Source organism: Paracoccus sp. S-4012 (genome assembly GCF_009674885.1).
Taxonomy (GTDB): Bacteria; Pseudomonadota; Alphaproteobacteria; order Rhodobacterales; family Rhodobacteraceae; genus Paracoccus.
In genome coordinates, this window is the sequence record NZ_WKKA01000015.1 from 1 (window position 1) to 17,906 (window position 17,906).

A 17,906-nucleotide genomic window follows, 5' to 3' on the forward strand; every position below is an offset into this window, starting at 1 on the left:
GGTCATCGGGGTCTCCTGTGGTCCGTGGTTGAAGCGTCGAAACTCCACCTCGACCATACACCTCGATGGCCACCTCGGGTTACACCGGCAGAGCCAGCGAAATTACACCACCTGCGCGGACGCTAACTTTTCTGTGCTCGCGGATGGCCAGGCAGATCAGCTTCTCGGCGGCTTTCTCGGACGGGAGCGGGCCGGGGGTCTTGATGGCCTTGCGGATCACCCGGTTGAGGCTTTCCACGGCATTCGTAACCGGTATGAGGTGACCGGGGCCCAGATTCCGGCCGTCGGTTCGCGCTGGCGGCGTAGGCTGTGAGCATCCGGGACAGAGGCTCCGGGAGCACGAAGCTGCGGGCAGGCCGATGTATTCGATGAGCCTCGAGCTCGCGTCAGTAGATGGCCGCCTCTGCGACTCGCCCGGTTGCGCTGCGCGTGCGGCTCCGTAGGTGTCGTGTCCCCCACGCCGCTCCCGTCATTGAGGCTGACAAGGAGGCGCAGATGCGACGCGTGATCGGCATCGACGTCCACCGAACCTTCGGGGAGGAGGTGGAAAAGCGTCGTTCGGCGGGTGGGGCGGGTGGACATGACCCGCACGGCGCTGGAGGGGTTCGGCAAGACGCTCGACGCTGCTGACGCGGTGTGATCGAGGCGACGGCAACAGCATGGCCGTGGCGCGTGCGCTGTCGCCGTTCGGGCGCGGGTGGTGATCGCCAATCCCTTGCAGGTGAAGGCGATCGCCCCCGCCCATGGGCAGACCGACAAGGTGGATGCGGGGACTCTGGCGAACCTCTACGCCGCCGGCTACCTGCCCGAGATCTGGACGCCCGACGCCGCGACCGAGCGGCTGCGGCGGCTCGTGGCGCGACGCTACCAGATCGTGCGCATCGAACGCGGGTCAGGAACGAGGTGCATGCGATCTTGGCGCCGCCCCTCATAGCCGGATCAGCAAGATCGGCCGCAGCCCCGCGCACGCCCTGCTGGTCGAGGCGGCCGGGGCGGCAGCGAAGGCGCCGAGGCCTCTGCACGCCTTCTTCGTGCGCATCCGCGCCAAGCGTGGGCATCAGGTCGCCGCAGTCGCGCTGGCGCAAGCTGACGGTGCTCTGCTGGAATTTGCTGGCGAAGGAGCAGGACTATCTCTGGGCGCCCGGCTCTGGCCGCCAGGAAAGCGCGCGACATCGAGCTCCGGGCCGGGCTGCCACAGAAGAAGGGCCCCGGCGCGGCCCAGCCCACGCTTACAACGGGAAGGAGTTGCGAGCGCAGGAAGCCGCAGCCACGCGCAGGCCGACCCACGAGCAATTCGGCGCGCGCTGGAAACCACGACCGCCGAAGGTGTCGGCCGAGGCCTCTGGCCCGACGCGACACTCCGGGTAGCGCCGCCATCGTTCGAGTGTTCGATGCGCTCGGCCCCGACCGGTCCAAACCGGCGCCGCCGGCCGCGCGCTGCGCTGCGCCGTTGGCTTCGCGCGCGGCCCCTTCAACGATTTTGAGCGGTGCGCAGGCGCCTCAAGCCGGCAAGGCAAGGTTCGGCGGCCCGACGACGCTTGCAGCCGCCTTGGCGCGCTTCGCCACGAGGTCGCCTGCGCGCATGCAGATTACCACCGAACGTCAGATCGCGCTTGTTGGCCTGCTGCCGGTTTCGTGGACGGCCGGTTACGGTAGCCCGGCGCGAGCCTCGAACTGAATTGGGCTGAGGTAGCCCGGTTTCGAGTGGCGCCGCTTTGGATTGTAGAACCTCTCGATGGAGTCGAACGTCGCGCTCGGCCTTCATCGACCAGCCCACGATGTGGCGTGAGAACAGGTCCAGCACGGCGGCGACGTAGAGCCAGCCCCCGGCTGTCCAGATGGAGGTGCAATCGGCCAGCCACTTCTGGTTGGGTCTGTCCGCCTGAAAGTCCCGATGGAGGAGGGTGTCGGCGATGACGGACTCGTCTTTCGGCAGGCCGCGACAGCGAGCCCGCGCCTTGAAGCCATTCGTCTGCATCAGCCGCTCGATGCGGTGGAGGCCGCAATGCAGGCCCGCCTCGAGAACGTCGCGCCAGATCCGACGGGCGCCGTAGGTGCGGGTGGTTGCCGCGGTCAGCCGGCGCCCCTACCCTCCCCATCGAAAAGCGGGTGGAGGGAGCGCATGGCCCATATCGACTATTATCTCGGGACGGTTTCGCCCTGGTGCTACTTCGGCCACGACCGCTTCGAACAGATCGCCGCGCGGCATGAGGCCAGTGTCACCTACAAGCCGATCGACCTCTTCCAGCTCTTCGACCGGACCGGCGGCGTGCGGCCTCAGGCGCGGCACCCAAACCGCCTCGCCTACCGCTCGCAGGAACTGGCGCGGTGGGCGGACTATCTTGAGCTGCCGTTGAATGCGCCCCCGAACCCGTTTCCGAACACCGCGCCCTCCTCCTACGCGATCATCGCGGCGCAGGCCTCCCGGACCGGCGACACCGGGCGGCTGGTCGGGGCCGTTCTGCGCGCGCATTTCGTCGACGGCCGCGACATCGCCGACGACGCCACCCTCCGCGCGATCCTTCAGGAGACCGGCTTCGACCCCGGCCTCGTGGACAGCGGCCTCTTCGTCGGCGCCGAGACCTATGGCCGCAACCTCGATCAGGCGATCGAGGCGGGCGTTTTCGGTGGGCCGTTCTACATCGTGCGCGAGACCGACCAGCGGTTCTGGGGCCAGGACCGGTTGGAGTTCCTCGAGCGGCATCTGGCCGCGCTGTGAAGCTGGCCGGGCGTCACTGGGCCGGCGACAAGGCGCGGCCTGCGCTCGCGCTACATTGCTCGATGGGGTCGTCGTCCTACTGGGGGCCGATCGCGGCGCGGCTGGGCGGGATCGTCGACCTGCACGCCTTCGACGCGCCGGGTCACGGCCGCAGCGGCCCGCACGAGCCGGACGGGACGGATTACCACACGCAGCTCACCGGCCTCGCCGCCGCCCGGCTGCCGAGCGGGGGCAAGGCGGACCTGATCGGCCACAGCCTCGGCGCGACGGTCGCCCTGCGCCTCGCGGTCGAGAACCCCGCGCGCGTGCGGACGTTGACGCTGATCGAGCCGGTGATGTTCGCTGCGCTGCCGGATGCCGGGTCCGTCTTCACCCGCGTTGATGCGCTGCTGGCCGAAGGACGCGACGAGGACGCCACGCGCGAGTTCCTCGGCAACTGGGGCGACAAGCCCTTCGATGCGCTGCCAGCCGCAGCCCGGCAGCGCATGACGGCGCAGATGCGGATCGTGGCCGAGGTCAATGACAGCCTCGTCCACGACCGCGCGCGGATGCTGGCCGCGGGGCGGCTGGAGGCGGTCACGGCGCCGGTCATGCTGATCCGCGGCGCGGACTCGCCGGGCAGCATCGCGCGGATAGAGGAGGCCCTCGCAGCGCGGTTGCCGGATGCGCGGCAGGCGGTGGTCGCGGGTGCGGCGCATATGGTGCCGATCACCCATCCCGACGACGTCGCCGCGCTGATCGCGGAGAACCTCGCGCGCGCCTGAGAGCCGATCCTTCGCCGAAGGATCGGTCACGAATTTTCGTACGAAAATTCGCGGTCTCAGCCGCGCAGCGTCGCGACGAGGCGGTCCACCTCGTCCGGCGTCGTGGACCAGCCGCAGACCATCCGCACCGAGAGGTCGCCCTCCTCCGCCTGCACCCGCGGCCAGGGGTGATAGACCGCGCCCGCCTTGCGCGCGCGCGTATGTGCCTCCGCGGGCAGCGTGGCGAAGATCTGATTGGCCTGCCGCGGCACGTTTATGGTGACGCCCGGCACCGCGGCCAGCGCCGCCGCCAGCCGCTCGGCCATCGCGTTTGCATGCGCCGCCAGTTCCAGCCACAGCCCGTCGGTCAGCAGCGCCAGCATCTGCGCCGCAAGGAAGCGGTGCTTCGAGAGCAGATGCCCCGCCCGCATCCGCCGCATCTCCAGCCCCGGCGCGCGGGCCGGGTCGAAGATCACCACTGCCTCGACCATCATGGCGCCGTTCTTGGTGCCGCCGAAGCTCAGCGCGTCCACCCCGGCACGGTGCGTCAAATCCGCCGGAGTGCATTCGAGCGCGGCGACCGCGTTCCCAAAGCGCGCTCCGTCCATATGCACCGCCAGCCCCGCGGCGCGCGCCTGCGCTGTCAGCGCGGCGACCTCGGCCGGGGCATAGACGCCCCCCGCCTCGGTCGAGTTGGTCAGCGTCAAGGCCGAGCGCTCGCCTGCATGGACATCGGGGCGGCTGCTCTCGTGGAGCGCCTGCGCGAGCGCGTCGGGGTCGATCTTGCCCGCCGCGCCCGGCACCGGAACCAGTGTCCCGCCGCCGGTCCAGAACGGGATCGAGCCGCATTCGCTGGTCAGCACATGCGCGCCCTCGTGGCAGAAGACCTTGCCCCAGGACGGGACCAGCGACGAGATCGCAAGCGCGTTCGCCCCGGTGCCCGAGGCGATGAAATGCACCTCCGCCTCCGGCGCCTCCAGCACCTCGCGCACCCGCGCCTTGGCGGCCTCCGTCAGGGCGTCCGCCCCGTAGCTCGGCGCATGGCCCTCGTTGGCGCGGATCAGCGCCTCCATGACCTTCGGATGCACGGTCGAAGTGTTGTCGGAGGCGAAGTTCATGGTCACAGGTCCTCGATGATGTGGTCTTCCCAGTCGTCCTCGGTCAGCGTCAGCTCGCTCACCGTGCGCCCGCGGACCGAGGCGCCGGCGCGGTGGACCGCCTCCTTGTCGCCCGAGATCAGATGGTGCCAGGCGTAGAGCGGCTTGCGCTCGGCCCGCAGCCGGTAGGCGCAGGTCGAGGGCAGCCACCACGACACCTCCTCGAGCCGCGCCGGGTCGAGGACGACGCAATCGGGGACGTAGGTATGCCGGTCGCAGTAGGAGCTGCAGCGGCAGCTATGGCCGTCCAGAAGCTTGCAGGCGACGTTGGTGAAGGCGACCTCGCCGGTGTCCTCGTATTCGATCTTGTGCAGGCAGCACTTGCCGCAGCCGTCGCAGAGCGCCTCCCATTCCTCGCTGTCGAGTTCGCCCAGCGGCAGCTCCCAGAACCGCTCGCGCATCAGAGCCCGGCGAGGATGCGGCGGGCCTCGGCCACGTCCTGCTCCATCTGGATGATGAGCTGGTTGGCGCAGAGAAAGCTGGTCTCCGGGCGCAGGAACTCGATCAAGGCGACGGACAGGTGCCGGTCGTAGAGGTCGCCGTTGAAGTCGAGGATGAAGGTCTCGAGGTTCGGGGCGTTGACGCCGAAGGTCGGGCGCACGCCGATGGAGGCGGCGCCGCGATGCGTCTCGCCCGCGCGCGGGCCGGTCAGGATGTCCACGAGCACCGCATAGACCCCGAAGCGCGGCAGATGCAGCCCGGTCAGGTCCATGTTGGCAGTCGGGAAGCCAAGCGTACGGCCGCGCTTCTCGCCATGCAGCACCGGCCCCTCGATCCGGTGCCAGTGGCCCAGCATCGCCTCGGCATCGCGGGGGCGGCCCTCCGCGAGGGCCTCGCGGATGGCGGTGGAGGAGACGCGATCCTGGCCATTGCCGATCATCGGCAGGATCGTGGTGCCGAAGCCATGCCGGCGTCCGAGCGCCTCGAGTGACGCGGCGTCGCCCGCCCGGCCCTTGCCGAAGCGGAAGTCCTCGCCGACCGCGGCATGGGCGACACCCAGACCCGCGCAGAGCACGTCGGCTGCGAAGGCCTCGGGGGTGAGGCCGGCGAGGACCGGGCCGAAGGGCAGTTCGTAGAGATGCTCGACGCCAAGGCGCGCGAGGCGGTTCGCCCGCGCCTCGGGGTTCATCAGCCGGAAGGGCGGCGCGTCGGGTTGGAAATACTCGCGCGGATGCGGCTCGAAGGTGATGACGCCCAAGGGGCGGCCCTCGCCCGCCGCGCGGGCAGCGTCGATCACGGCGCGGTGGCCGCGGTGGACGCCGTCGAAATTGCCCATCGCCACCGAAGCGCCGCGAGTGCTTGCCGGAAGGCCGGTCCAGTCGCAATGGATGTGCAACAGTCAACGCCCCCGGCGGCGGCGGCGCGGTGGCCGTCAGTCGAACTTGCGGCTCGGCGCCAGCACGACGGCCTCGCCCTTCAGCACGACCGTATCACCGACGCGGCACAGGGTTGCAAGCGTCACCCGGCGCCTGCCCATGTCGATCGCCTCGACCCGGACCTCGGCGGTGACGGTATCGCCCGGCCGCACCGGGGCCATGAACTTCAGCGTCTGGCCCAGATAGACCGTCCCGTGCCCCGGCAGCTGCTCGCCGATCACGGCCGAGACGAGGCCCGCGGTCAGCATCCCGTGCGCGATCCGGCCCTCGAAGATCGTGTCGCGGGCATAGGCGTCGTCCAGATGCACCGGGTTGCGGTCGGTCGAGACCTCGGCGAACAGCTCGATATCCCGGTCGGTCACCTGCTTGGTCAGGTGCCGGGTCATCCCGATCTCGAGATCCTCGATGACGATGGTGCCGCGGGGAAAGTTGTCGAGCATCATGGGCCGCCGCCTTGGGTCAGGGGTGACGCATAGCAGCGGTGCGCGTGCGGCGCAACTATTAGTCGCGCCGCAACCCGAATACGAAAGATCGTTGCGCGGCACCGCTCACCGCAGCCGCCCGATGGCGTAGCGTGGCGCCTGTGTCTGCGACTCCAGCCAGGCCAGCAGTTGGGCCGATTCAGGCGCCTCCGGGTCAGGACCGAACTGATCGAAGGCCAGCCCTCCGGTTACGAAGAGGCAGTCGATCCCCTGGTTGGCCGCCCCGGCCGCATCGGTGGCGATGCCGTCGCCGGTGGCGAGGATGCGCGCGCCCGGACCGAGATCCAGCCGCTCCGCCGCGAGCTCGTAGATCGGCGCGTGGGGCTTGCCGACATAGATCGTCCGCCCGCCCAGTTCCTCGTAGAGCTGCGCGAGCGCGCCGGCGCAATAGAGCCGCTGGTCGCCGTAATCCACGACGATGTCCGGGTTGGCGCAGAGCATCGGCAGGTCGCGCGCGGCAGCAACCTCCAGCCGTGCGCGGTAATCCTCCGGCCCCTCGGTCAGGTCATCGAAAAGCCCCGTCGCCACGATCCCCTCGGCGTCTTCCAGCGGCACGCGCTCGATGGTCGGGCCGGCCGGCGTGTCGGCGGGCAGGTCGGCGAAGAAGGGCTCGTCCTTCACCGCGCCGATGTGCCAGACGCGGCGGCCGACCGCCCCCTTCAGCATCTCGTGCTGCGCCGCATCGCCGGAACTGACGACGATGTCCCAGACCTCGCGCGGGACGCCGAGGCGGTCCAGATGCACCTTCACCGAGCCCGCGGGCCGCGGCGCGTTGGTGATGAGCGCCACCCGCCGCTGCCCGCCCGCGCGGAAGGCGCGCAGCGCCTCGACCGCCGCCGGGAAGGCCCGGCGACCGTCATGCAGGCAGCCCCAGAGGTCGCAATAGAGGACATCATAGTCCCCGGCGATGTCCGCGAGGGACTGCACGATCTTCGTCATGGATGCGTCAGACCTTCAGGACCGGGATGATCTGCTTCTTGCGGCTCATCACGCCCGGCAGCACGACGGTGTCGCCGGTCACGGTCACGCCGAAGCTCTGCTCGGCCACGCGGCGGACGTAGTCGTTCGGGACCAGCAGCGTCGCTTCCTCATTGAGGATGTCCACGACGAACAGCAGCACCTCGTCGGCCCCGTCATCCACCGCGACGCCCGGCATCGCCGCCATCAGCGAGACCTTGCGGGCAAGCAGCACCTCGGGGGCCGTGGTCTCCAAGACCGACACCCGCAGGCGGCGGCCGTCGAGCTCGTATTCCTTGCTGTCCATGCGCAGCAGCATCTCGTCGGCAAAGGATGACACGTCGGACTTGGCGCGGAACATCTCGGTGGCGAATTGCGGGATCGAGACGTCGAGGTCCTTCGCCAGCTTCTCGGCCACCCAGCGGTCATGCGGCGTGGTGGTGGGGGAGCGGAACTCGAGCGTGTCCGACAGGATGCAGGTCAGCATCACGCCCTTGATCGCGCGGGGCGCGCGGTCGAGGTCGGCGCCGATCAGGTCGAACATCACCGTCGCGGTGCAGGCAACCGGGCGCAGCGTCATGTTGATCGGCAGGCGCGTGGTGAGGTTCCCGGCCAACAGGTGGTGGTCGATGATCTCGACGATCTCGGCGCCTTCGATCGAGGCGGGCAGCTCGATGGCGTTGTTGGTGTCGACGATGGTCACCTTCTCGCCCGGCGCCAGCTCGGTCACGATCTCGGGCTTGGCCACCTTCCAGTAGTCGAGCATCCAGGCGGCCTCGGTGTTCGGCTCGCCGGTCAGGATCGCGCGCGCCTCCTGCTGGCGGATCTCGTTGAGATACCAGGCCCAGATGATGGGCGAGCCGGTGGAGTCGGTGTCGGGGGACTTGTGGCCGAGAACGGTGATCATGGGGCGCCTGCCTTTGGGATCGGTCGCGGGGGTCTTAGCGGCGGCGACGGGGGTTGTCACGCCGGGGCTGGCATCGGGCGGCGCGGCCCGTCCTCCGGATGGAAAGGGTCTGCCGGCTTTCGGCGCCCCCTGTCTCAGCTCTCGCTGTCGCCCCCCGGCCGCGTCTGCTGATGCTGGATCAATCTCCACCCCGCCTCCTGCCGCACCCAGGTCGAGGAGCAGCGAGCCTCATAGGTGCCGCCGTCGGCCCGGCGGGCGCGGGCGAGATAGGCGAGGACGGTGCAATCCTCGCTCTCGGTGGCGCGGCGGTCGGTCAGGGTGACGGCGGTCCAGCGCGGCGCGCGCTCGAGGCTGGCGAAGATCTCCGGGCCCTGCAGGATGGCATGGGCGAAGACCATGATGGCGGCCGGATGGGTGTGGCGGCGGGCCTCGGCGGTGCTGCCGGTCCACCAGGCTTCCTCGGCCTTCCAGCGATTCTCGAGCATGGCGGTCCCCTTCCCCGGCTCCCGCTTCTTCTTGTCACTCGATCCGGGTGACGGTCCAGCCCTCGTCCTCGAGCAGCGCCAGCACGCCCGCCTCGCCCGGCAGGTGCAGCGCGCCGAAGGCGGCGACGATCCCCTGACCCGCCGCCGCCGCTTCCGCCGCGGCCTCGGTCAGCGGCGCGATCCAGTCGGCGTTGCGGCGGTCCATCAGTTCGCGCTGCGCGAGTTCGAGCTGGCGGTCCACCGCCTCGCGCGGCAGGCCGGAATTGGCATAGGCGTCGAAGCGGCCGAACTCCCACAGCATCCAGACGTCCTGATCGAAATAGGCCTCGATCAGCGTCGTGGCATAGTCGTCGGCGTGTTCGGCCGCGGGCAGGGCGGCGCGGATCATGTCGATCTCGTCGGTCTCGGTCAGGCTGTCGAAGACCGAAAAGAGCGTGTCCCACGGCTCGAGCGCGCGGACCGGCGTGCCCGCCTGACGGGCGGCGTCGATCAGCCGCTGGTCGAGCCCGCCGATGTCGCCCCCGGCCGTCGCCTGCTCGATCATGCAGGGCGAGAGGCCGAGCAGCGTCGCCACATACCAGGGCCGCATCCGCGAGGCGATCACCGCGGGCACGCCGCGCGCGGCCATGGCGGTGGAGAGGCGGCTCCACTCCTCGGGTTCCAGCCGCTCGGGCAGTGTCGGGCCCGTGATGTCGGCCATCAGGGCCGGGTCCGAGCCGAGGGCGGCGGTCAGCGCGCGTTCCTCCTCCGGGCCGGCCTCGACCAGCAGGCTGTGGGCCTCGGCGATCACCGGGGCGAAACGTTCGACCGCAAGGTCGTGGCGCGGGTCGCCGAAGTGATAGGTGCCGATCAGCGTCATGGCGGCCTCGCCCTTCTCGGCCCGCCAGAAGAGGCCGCGGCTGTGGGGCACGGCGTCAGCGGCCGCGCGCAGCTCCGCCTGCACCCCACGGGAGAGACCGGCCATCAGGTTGCGCCCCTCGCACACGCCCTGCGCGAGCGTGGCGGCGGGGGCGAGCACGAGGCCGAGGGCGAGGATCAGGCGGCGCATGGAAAAACCTTTGCAAGATCAGGAACAAGCTGGCACGGCCGCGCGCGCGACCCAAGGGACAGATGGGCGCGCGAAGGCCTCGTCGCAACCGCCGCGCCCCCGTTGACAGCCCCGTGACGGGGGCCTAGATCAGCGCCCGTTGGCACTCGACCCATGAGAGTGCCAAGGCAACACTGCAACCTGAAACACCGGAGTGTTCGAGACATGGCTTTCCAACCGCTGCATGACCGCGTGCTCGTGCGCCGCGTCGAGTCGGAAGAGAAGACCAAGGGCGGGCTGATCATCCCCGATACCGCCAAGGAAAAGCCCGCCGAGGGCGAGGTGGTGGCGGTCGGCGCCGGCACCCGTGACGAGGACGGCGACCGCATCGCCATGGACGTGAAGGCGGGCGACCGCATCCTGTTCGGCAAGTGGTCGGGCACCGAGGTCACGCTCGACGGCGAAGAGCTGCTCATCATGAAGGAAAGCGACATCCTCGGGATCATCGGCTGATCCCTCGACGGACGCGCTTCAACCCCTAAGAAGGAATAGGCCCAATGGCTGGTAAAGAAGTCAAGTTCAACACCGACGCCCGCGATCGGTTGCTCAAGGGCGTCAACATCCTCGCGGATGCGGTCAAGGTCACGCTGGGCCCGAAAGGCCGCAACGTGATCCTCGACAAGTCGTTCGGCGCGCCGCGCATCACCAAGGACGGCGTCACCGTCGCCAAGGAGATCGAGCTCACCGACAAGTTCGAGAACATGGGCGCGCAGATGGTCCGCGAAGTGGCCTCGCGCACCAATGACGAGGCCGGGGACGGCACCACCACCGCGACGGTGCTGGCGCAGGCCATCGTCAAAGAAGGCATGAAGGCGGTTGCCGCCGGCATGAACCCGATGGACCTCAAGCGCGGCATCGACCTCGCCACCACGAACGTGGTCGAGGCGATCAAGGCCGCTTCGCGCCCGGTCAGCGACTCGGCTGAAGTCGCGCAGGTCGGCACCATCTCGGCCAACGGCGAGGAGTTCATCGGCCAGCAGATCGCCGAGGCGATGCAGCGGGTCGGCAACGAGGGTGTCATCACCGTCGAAGAGAACAAGGGCATGGAGACCGAGGTCGAGGTCGTGGAGGGCATGCAGTTCGACCGCGGCTACCTCTCGCCCTACTTCGTGACCAACGCCGAGAAGATGGTTGCCGAGCTCGAGGACGTCTACATCCTGCTGCACGAGAAGAAGCTCTCGTCGCTGCAGCCGATGGTCCCGCTGCTGGAAGCCGTCATTCAGACCCAGAAGCCGCTGCTGATCGTGGCCGAGGACATCGAAGGCGAGGCGCTCGCCACGCTGGTCGTCAACCGCCTGCGCGGCGGCCTCAAGGTCGCGGCCGTCAAGGCGCCGGGCTTTGGTGATCGCCGCAAGGCCATGCTGCAGGACATCGCGATCCTGACCGGCGGCCAGGTGATCTCGGACGACCTCGGCATGAAGCTGGAGAATGTCAGCCTCGACATGCTCGGCCAGGCCAAGAAGGTGATGATCAAGAAGGACGACACCACGATCGTCGACGGCGCCGGCGAGAAGGCCGAGATCGAAGCCCGCGTCGGCCAGATCCGCCAGCAGATCGAGGACACCACCTCGGACTACGACAAGGAAAAGCTGCAGGAGCGCGTGGCGAAGCTCGCCGGCGGCGTTGCGGTGATCCGCGTCGGCGGCATGACCGAGATCGAGGTGAAGGAGCGCAAGGACCGCGTCGATGACGCCCTGAACGCCACCCGCGCCGCGGTGCAGGAAGGCATCGTCGTCGGTGGCGGCGTGGCGCTGCTGCAGGCCGCGAAGGGCCTGAAGGAGCTGACCGGCGCGAACTCCGATCAGACCGCGGGCATCGGCATCGTGCGCCGCGCGCTCGAATGGCCGCTGCGCCAGATCGCCGACAACGCCGGCGTTGACGGCGCCGTGGTCGCGGGCAAGATCCGCGAGTCGGACGACAAGACCTTCGGCTTCAACGCGCAGACCGAAGAATATGGCGACATGTTCAAGTTCGGCGTGATCGACCCGGCCAAGGTCGTGCGCACCGCGCTCGAGGACGCCGCGTCGGTCGCCGGCCTGCTCATCACCACCGAGGCCATGATCGCCGAGAAGCCGGAGCCGAAGGGCGCGGCCGGCGGCGGCATGGGCGGCGGGATGGGCGGCATGGGCGGCATGGACATGATGTGATCCATCCGCCCTGCCCGGCCGCGGTCCGGGCAAGGCAAAGGAAAGGGCGCCCGTCACGGGCGCCCTTTTTTGTCGTTGCGCAGCTTGTCCGGTGGTTGTCGCCTACCCTTCCGAAGCCGTCAGCCGCTCGCTGATCGGCGCGTCGTCGAAGCCTTCGCAGCTTTTGATCAGGGCCGCGATCTCCGGGTCGGTGGCCGCCATGTCGGTGGCGGCGGTCGTGGTCGAGTCGCCCGTCGCCGCGGCGCCCGGCGCGGTCGCATCGGCGGCTGCCGCGCCGTCGGTCGTCCCGCCGCCGGCCGCCGCCGTGTCCGTCGCGGATGACCCGGCGTCCGTCGCCGCGCCACTGTCGGCCGCGCCGGCACTCGCCGGAGCGGTCGAGGCCGCATCTCCCGACATGCCGGCCGAGCGGACTGCATCCATCGCCGTCATCTGCTCGTCCGAAGTCAGGGCCTTGAACTCGGCGCACGTCATCGAAGCCGGGTCCGCTTGCTGTGCGAAAGCCCCCGTTCCGAGGGCCGCGATGACCCCCGAGAGCGCCAGTGTGCGTGTGAGATGTCTCATGAATCTTCCCTCCGGGCAGATCGGCACCAAGGCCGACGCGCGGAAACGCCGGAGTGGAGGAGATGTTCCATGCGGAAGACGCGGCACCAGGTGGAACGCTGTCGGATCGACCGGCGCTGCTCCGCCCCAAGAGGGTGGCGCACTGCGCCACTCCCGGCAGTGAGCGATCTTCCGCCGCAACCTGACGCTGCACCGCGGCAACTCGGACAGAACCTCTTGCGGAAATGTCAAGGGCACCCCAGTTCGTAAAGGAACCGGCGCAAGCCGTTCAAGTTATATGGTTGACGCGTTCCGAACGCCCCTCGCCCGACTGACTTGCGCGGCGCGCATGGCGGGCATGCGGTTGAAGGCATATCGAAACGCGGCGGTGCAGCGTATGGTCGCGGCACTCGCAAAAGGTGAAGTCAGGGGGCTCGGCCCCGCGCCGGGACAACCGGCTGAGATACGTAGCAGGACGGTGGTGGCATGCGTGATTTTGTTGATGGTGCGGTTTTCAACTACGAGCAGGGCGCGCGGGCGCGCAAGCTCTTCGCCGCGGTCGTGCTCGCCGCGCTTGACGATGCCATCGCGGACGACAAGAAATTCGGCAACGGCGCCGAGCAGATCGCCCGCTGGGCGCGCTCCCGCGACGGCCGCGAGGTGCTGAGCTGCGCCGGGATCGACCCGAACGAGCGCGTGGTGAAGGGCCTGATGGACTTCGTCGCCAAAGGCGTCCGCACTTCAGTCGCGCTGTCGCGCGAGGAAAGCGAGCGGCGCATGGCCGCCGAGCTGGAGGCTGCCGCCGAGGCCGCTTGAGCCCCGCGCCATCGAAACCGCAAGGCCGCCCTCCGGGCGGCCTTTTGCGTTCACGCCATGCGCGTGATCTCGCGCATCTCGAGCAGCCGCTCGAAATCCTCGCGCCGGAACAGCTCCGTCGCAGGCGTCATGCAGGCAGCCGAGGCCGCCGCCGCGCCCCAGCCGAGCGCCTCGGGCAGATCGCCGCCCCTCGCCCGCGCCAGCACGAAGGCGCCGAGGAAGCTGTCGCCCGCGCCGACCTTGCTGACCACTGGCACCCGCAGCGCCTCGGCATGCCAGACGCCCTCGGCATCGGCGACGATGTTGCCGTCGCCGCCGCGGGCGACCAGCACCGCCTCGGCCACGCCACGACCGACGAGATCGGCCGCGAACTCGGCGCTCGCCCGGCGCGTCGGCAGCGGGCGACCGGCCAGGTCCTCGGCCTCGGCCCCGTCCATCCGCAGCAGCGCCAGCCCCGCCGGAACCCGCCCGATCGCATGCAGCGCCGGTCCGGAGGTGTCGACGTAAAGCCGCCGCTCCGACCCGAGGCCGGCCTGCATCCGCGCGGCGATGTCTTCGGGCACGCCAGGCGGCGTCGATCCCGACAGCACCACCCGCGTCCCCGGCGGCGCCGCCTCTCGCACCGCGGCGACGGCGGCCTCGGCATCCGCCTCCGACCACTCCGGCCCCGGCATCATGAAGCGGAACTGCGCTCCTGTCAGCGTCTCGGTCACGGCGAAGGAGAGCCGCGTCTCGCCCGGCGCCGGCAGCGGCACGGTCGTGATCCCCTCCTCGGCCAGCAGCCGCTCCATCGCCTCGCCGTTCGGGCCGCCCAGCGACACCGCCGCCCGGCTCTCGCCATCGATGCGGGCGATGGCGCGGCTGACATTGATGCCGCCGCCGCCGGGATCGGCCAGCGGCGCGGCGCAGCGCAGCTTGATCTCGGGCACCACCCGCTCGATCGAGGTGGCGAGGTCATAGGCCGGGTTCAGCGTGACGGTGAGGACAGGTTCCTGCGCCACCGCTTCACTCCCACCAGCGGTCGATGCGGGCGATGTCGTCGTCCGACCAGCCGAAATGATGCGCGAGCTCGTGGATCACCACGTTGCGGACCAGATCGCCGAGCGTCACGTCGCCGCGGCTGGCCCATTCATCCAGGATCGCGCGGCGGTAGAGCCGCACCGTATCGGGAAAATGCTGCGGGTCCGAGGCCAGCTTGTCGGTCAGCGGCACGCCGTCATAGAGGCCGGTCAGCTCCAGCGGGTCGTCGATCTCCAGCTCGTCCAGCGTCGCCTCGTCGGCGAACTCCTCGACCCGCAGATGCACGTCCTGCGCGTGGCCCGCGAACTCGGCCGGCAGCCCCGCGAAGATCTCGCGCGCCATGCCCTCGATGTCGCCCAGATCCGGGGCCTTCGCTTCGGTCCAGTCGGTCATCGCGCCCTCCGCCTTGCCGGCCTCGGTATGGACAAGATTCCGCCCGTGTGAAAGAGCGGGCAGGACAGGGAGCCTTGCCATGACGACCACCCGCTTCGCGCCCTCGCCCACGGGCCATATCCACATCGGCAACCTGCGCGCCGCGCTGATGAACTATCTCATCGCGCGCAAGGCAGGCGGGACCTTCATCCTGCGCCTCGACGACACCGACCGCGAGCGCTCGAAGCAGGAATATGTGGACGGGATCATGCGCGATCTCGACTGGCTGGGCCTGCACTGGGATCGGGTCGAGCGCCAGTCCGAGCGGCTGGACCGCTACGCCGCGGCGGCCGACCGGCTGCGCGAGGGCGGGCGGCTCTACGAGGTCTTCGAGACGCCGACCGAGCTGGACCTCAAGCGCAAGAAGCAGCTGAACATGGGCCGCCCGCCGGTCTATGACCGCGCCGGGCTGTCGCTGACGGACGAGCAGAAGGCCGCGCTGCGCGCCGAGGGGCGCGAGGGCTACTGGCGCTTCCGCCTCGACCACGAGCGGATCGAGTGGGAGGACGGGATCATCGGCCCGGTCTCGATCGACGCCGCCAGCGTCAGCGACCCGGTGCTGATCCGCCACGACGGCCAGGTCCTCTACACCTTCGCCAGTTCGGTGGACGACATCGACATGAATGTCACCGACATCGTCCGTGGCGCCGACCATGTGACCAACACCGCAACCCAGATCCAGATCATGCGCGCGATGGGCGGCGCGCCGCCGCGCTTCGCGCATCACTCGCTGCTGACCGGTCCGCAAGGCGAGGAGCTGTCGAAGCGCCTCGGCACGCTGAGCCTGCGTGAGTTGCGCGAGCAGGGTGTGGCGCCCGAGGCGGTGCTGAGCCTCATGGCGCGGCTCGGCACCAGCCAGCCGGTCGAGCTGCGGCTGTCGCTCGAGGAGATCGCCGAGGGCTTCGAGGTCGGCCAGTTCGGCACCGCGCCGACCAAGTTCGACCCCGAGGACCTGTGGCCGCTGACGCGCGAGAGGAACCAGCACCTGCCCTTCGAGGCAGTGGCCGACCGTATCGCCGGAATGGGCGTGCCCGACGACCTGGCGCCGCGCTTCTGGCGCGTGGCCTCGCAGAACATCACCACGCTGGACGATCTGGCGGGCTGGTGGCAGCTGTTCTCGGAAGGCGCCGAGCCGGAGATCGCGGAGGAAGATCGCGGCTTCGTGGCCGAGGCTCTGCAACTGCTGCCGCCCCGCCCGTGGACGGATGCGACCTGGGGCGAGTGGACCGCCGCGGTAAAGGCCGCGACCGGGCGCAAGGGCAAGGGCCTGTTCATGCCGCTGCGGAAGGCGCTGACGGGCCGCAGCGACGGGCCGGACATGGCCGAGATGATGCCGCTTCTGCAGGTCGACCCGCGGGCGATCTGACCGCTCCCCGTGACGGTGCGTGCAGAGCCCGCACCCTGCCAGGCGTTGTGTCGGAAGACGCAGGGTGCGCACCATCCCCACCACCCCAAACTCCCCAACCTGCCCCTTGACCTCGCCCCGACACGACCGTAAATCGCCTCCACTCCGTGGCGGAGTAGCTCAGTTGGTTAGAGCAGAGGAATCATAATCCTTGTGTCGGGGGTTCAAATCCCTCCTCCGCTACCAGTATTTCCCCCAGCCAGAGGTCCGAGGCGCCCGGCGATCTCGCAGCCGTGGCCTCCGTGTTCCCGGTCGTGGATGGCGACGGGCCCGACGAGGGACCGGAACGCCTCGAACACGCCGACGCCCTCTCCGGGGCGTGGACCTGCCCTTCATCGAGCGGCGCGACCTTCCTGCTGACGGCGCCTCAGCCGAAGCTGCGCAGCAATGCCAGCGACGGCACCCCCGTCGGTTGCTGGCCGATGCTCGCCTGATAGGCGCTGATGGCCGTGCGGCTCTTGTTGCCGATCACGCCGTCCGCCCCGCCGGTGTCGAAGCCGCGCGCGGTCAGCCTCTGCTGCAGGGCAATCCGGTCGGCCTTGGTCAGGCCGTTGGCATCGGGCGGGAAGCCGCCCCTCAGGGGGCCGCCGCCGCCGATCCGGTCGGCCAGATGGCCCACCCCGATCGCGTAGAGGTCCGAGTTGTTGTAGCGCTTGATGGCGCGGAAATTGCCGGTCACGGCGAAACGCGGGCCGCCTGCCTGCGGCTGGATGATGCTGCCGCCAGCCGCACCGCTGCCGACCTCGCCGCCCCAGCGGGTCCCGCGGGTCCAGCCGCTGCGGGCCAGGTAGGAGGCCGTCGAGGCGAGGGAATCAGAGGGATCGTCGGACCAGATGTCGCGCCGGCCATCGCCGTTGAAATCGACGGCATGGCTCAGGAACGAGGTCGGGATGAACTGGGTGTGCCCCATCGCCCCGGCCCAGCTGCCGGTCATGCGCTCGGGGGTGATGTCGCCGTTTTGCAGGATGCGCAGGGCGGCGATCAGCTGGCTCTCGAAGAACGAACCCCGCCGCCCGTCATAGGCGAGCGTCGAGACGGCGGAGATCACCGGCACGTCGCCGCGTCGTTCACCGTAGAAGCTTTCCAGCCCCCAGATCGCCGTGATGATCGTCGCGTCGACCCCGTAACGGCTTTCGAGTGCCGCCAGCACCGGGCCCTGGCGGGCATGGGCCTGCCGGCCCTTGGCCACGCGCTCGTCCGACACCGCGATCGAGAGATAGTCCTCGAGCGTCCGCGAGGATTCCGGCTGGTCCCGGTCGCGGGTGATGACACCGGGGAGGAAGCCCGCCGACCGGAATGCCGAAGCATAGGTCGCCTCCGAGATCCCCTGCCCCGTCGCCCGGCTGCGGAACGACGCGACCCAGGCGTCATAACCCGCATTGGGAACCGGGCGGAGGTCGTCCGGAAGAGGTGCCGGACCGGTCGCCCCTCGCGTCATCAGTCCCGGCGCCGCGCAGGCGGAAAGACCCAATACGCCCACGCCCAGGCAGAAATGCCGTCTGCTGAATCCCATGTCACTGCCCGCCTGCTGCTTCGTTTTCCGCGAGGATAGACGAGAGAGGCGGAAGTGCAATCAGCCATGCCCCGGACCGGCGAGGGTCGGCCGGGCAGGCCGGAGCCGCGCTTCGCGCCG

At 69.7% G+C, this 17,906-nt stretch carries 20 protein-coding genes, 1 tRNA gene and 1 pseudogene; 9 read left to right on the forward strand and 13 right to left on the reverse strand.

From position 1 onward, the window contains the following. Both GI374_RS19380 and GI374_RS19385 read left to right on the forward strand, forming a co-directional pair. The coding region (locus GI374_RS19380; RefSeq protein WP_229583391.1) for a hypothetical protein at positions 1 to 313 on the forward strand (313 nt) is incomplete at its 5' end. Positions 314 to 700: 387 nt separating this feature from the next. Continuing rightward, positions 701 to 934: a hypothetical protein gene (locus GI374_RS19385; protein ID WP_229583393.1), complete on the forward strand. Its 234-nt coding sequence runs from the start codon at positions 701 to 703 to the stop codon at positions 932 to 934. A 789-nt stretch (positions 935 to 1,723) separates the two neighbouring features. Here the strand turns inward: GI374_RS19385 and GI374_RS15320 are convergent. After that, positions 1,724 to 2,068, reverse strand: a pseudogene (locus GI374_RS15320) (DDE-type integrase/transposase/recombinase); the annotation flags it as partial. Positions 2,069 to 2,122: 54 nt separating this feature from the next. Between GI374_RS15320 and GI374_RS15325 the strand changes: the two are divergent. Then, entirely contained in the window at positions 2,123 to 2,719 is a 597-nt protein-coding gene (locus GI374_RS15325) for a 2-hydroxychromene-2-carboxylate isomerase (protein ID WP_154337926.1), read from the forward strand. Continuing rightward, complete coding sequence (locus tag GI374_RS15330; protein WP_370515395.1) at positions 2,716 to 3,483, forward strand: alpha/beta fold hydrolase; 768 nt, start codon at positions 2,716 to 2,718, stop codon at positions 3,481 to 3,483. The genes GI374_RS15325 and GI374_RS15330 overlap by 4 nt, the downstream gene beginning before the upstream one ends. Positions 3,484 to 3,539: 56 nt before the next feature. Here GI374_RS15330 and GI374_RS15335 read toward each other — a convergent pair whose 3' ends face one another. The 8 genes from GI374_RS15335 to GI374_RS15370 all read right to left on the reverse strand — a co-directional run bounded on the left by GI374_RS15335 (position 3,540) and on the right by GI374_RS15370 (position 9,874). After that, the gene (locus GI374_RS15335; RefSeq protein WP_154337927.1) at positions 3,540 to 4,580 is read right to left on the reverse strand and encodes a low specificity L-threonine aldolase; all 1,041 of its coding nucleotides are present in this window, start codon (positions 4,578 to 4,580) and stop codon (positions 3,540 to 3,542) included. Positions 4,581 to 4,582: 2 nt separating this feature from the next. Beyond that, positions 4,583 to 5,020 carry a YcgN family cysteine cluster protein gene (locus GI374_RS15340; protein ID WP_154337928.1) on the reverse strand — a complete coding sequence of 146 codons (438 nt, stop codon included), beginning with the start codon at positions 5,018 to 5,020 and terminating at the stop codon, positions 4,583 to 4,585. Further along, positions 5,020 to 5,955, reverse strand: a complete 936-nt coding sequence (locus GI374_RS15345) for a bifunctional riboflavin kinase/FAD synthetase (protein ID WP_154337929.1) — start codon at positions 5,953 to 5,955, stop codon at positions 5,020 to 5,022. The genes GI374_RS15340 and GI374_RS15345 overlap by 1 nt, the downstream gene beginning before the upstream one ends. Positions 5,956 to 5,991: 36 nt before the next feature. Next, complete coding sequence (locus tag GI374_RS15350) at positions 5,992 to 6,435, reverse strand: MaoC family dehydratase (RefSeq protein ID WP_154337983.1); 444 nt, start codon at positions 6,433 to 6,435, stop codon at positions 5,992 to 5,994. A 108-nt stretch (positions 6,436 to 6,543) separates the two neighbouring features. Beyond that, the gene (locus GI374_RS15355; RefSeq protein WP_154337930.1) at positions 6,544 to 7,416 is read right to left on the reverse strand and encodes a TIGR01459 family HAD-type hydrolase; all 873 of its coding nucleotides are present in this window, start codon (positions 7,414 to 7,416) and stop codon (positions 6,544 to 6,546) included. A 7-nt stretch (positions 7,417 to 7,423) separates the two neighbouring features. Further along, positions 7,424 to 8,341 (reverse strand): manganese-dependent inorganic pyrophosphatase, encoded by a 918-nt coding sequence (locus tag GI374_RS15360; protein WP_154337931.1) that lies wholly within the window; start codon positions 8,339 to 8,341, stop codon positions 7,424 to 7,426. Between the two features lie 134 nt (positions 8,342 to 8,475). After that, entirely contained in the window at positions 8,476 to 8,826 is a 351-nt protein-coding gene (locus GI374_RS15365) for a nuclear transport factor 2 family protein (protein WP_154337932.1), read from the reverse strand. Between the two features lie 34 nt (positions 8,827 to 8,860). Continuing rightward, positions 8,861 to 9,874 (reverse strand): TraB/GumN family protein, encoded by a 1,014-nt coding sequence (locus GI374_RS15370; protein ID WP_154337933.1) that lies wholly within the window; start codon positions 9,872 to 9,874, stop codon positions 8,861 to 8,863. Positions 9,875 to 10,078: 204 nt separating this feature from the next. On the opposite strand from GI374_RS15370, the gene groES reads away from it, so the two are divergent. Then, entirely contained in the window at positions 10,079 to 10,366 is a 288-nt protein-coding gene (groES, locus tag GI374_RS15375) for a co-chaperone GroES (RefSeq protein WP_154337934.1), read from the forward strand. A gap of 44 nt (positions 10,367 to 10,410) precedes the next feature. Next, positions 10,411 to 12,060, forward strand: a complete 1,650-nt coding sequence (gene groL / locus GI374_RS15380) for a chaperonin GroEL (RefSeq protein ID WP_154337935.1) — start codon at positions 10,411 to 10,413, stop codon at positions 12,058 to 12,060. 102 nt (positions 12,061 to 12,162) lie between these two features. On the opposite strand, the gene GI374_RS15385 is transcribed toward groL, so the two are convergent. Next, entirely contained in the window at positions 12,163 to 12,621 is a 459-nt protein-coding gene (locus GI374_RS15385; RefSeq protein WP_154337936.1) for a hypothetical protein, read from the reverse strand. A gap of 465 nt (positions 12,622 to 13,086) precedes the next feature. On the opposite strand from GI374_RS15385, the gene GI374_RS15390 reads away from it, so the two are divergent. Then, a complete protein-coding gene (locus GI374_RS15390; protein ID WP_154337937.1) occupies positions 13,087 to 13,416 on the forward strand; it encodes a DUF6280 family protein in 330 nt (109 codons plus the stop codon). A 50-nt stretch (positions 13,417 to 13,466) separates the two neighbouring features. Here GI374_RS15390 and GI374_RS15395 read toward each other — a convergent pair whose 3' ends face one another. Further along, the gene (locus GI374_RS15395; protein ID WP_370515397.1) at positions 13,467 to 14,417 is read right to left on the reverse strand and encodes a 1-phosphofructokinase family hexose kinase; all 951 of its coding nucleotides are present in this window, start codon (positions 14,415 to 14,417) and stop codon (positions 13,467 to 13,469) included. Positions 14,418 to 14,421: 4 nt separating this feature from the next. Further along, entirely contained in the window at positions 14,422 to 14,829 is a 408-nt protein-coding gene (locus GI374_RS15400) for a metallopeptidase family protein (RefSeq protein ID WP_154337938.1), read from the reverse strand. 79 nt (positions 14,830 to 14,908) lie between these two features. On the opposite strand from GI374_RS15400, the gene gltX reads away from it, so the two are divergent. Continuing rightward, positions 14,909 to 16,234: a glutamate--tRNA ligase gene (gene gltX, locus GI374_RS15405; RefSeq protein ID WP_154337939.1), complete on the forward strand. Its 1,326-nt coding sequence runs from the start codon at positions 14,909 to 14,911 to the stop codon at positions 16,232 to 16,234. 148 nt (positions 16,235 to 16,382) lie between these two features. Beyond that, positions 16,383 to 16,459 (forward strand) — tRNA-Met (locus GI374_RS15410). Positions 16,460 to 16,640: 181 nt separating this feature from the next. Here the strand turns inward: GI374_RS15410 and GI374_RS15415 are convergent. Next, the gene (locus GI374_RS15415; protein ID WP_154337940.1) at positions 16,641 to 17,786 is read right to left on the reverse strand and encodes a lytic murein transglycosylase; all 1,146 of its coding nucleotides are present in this window, start codon (positions 17,784 to 17,786) and stop codon (positions 16,641 to 16,643) included. Positions 17,787 to 17,906: the final 120 nt, after the last annotated feature.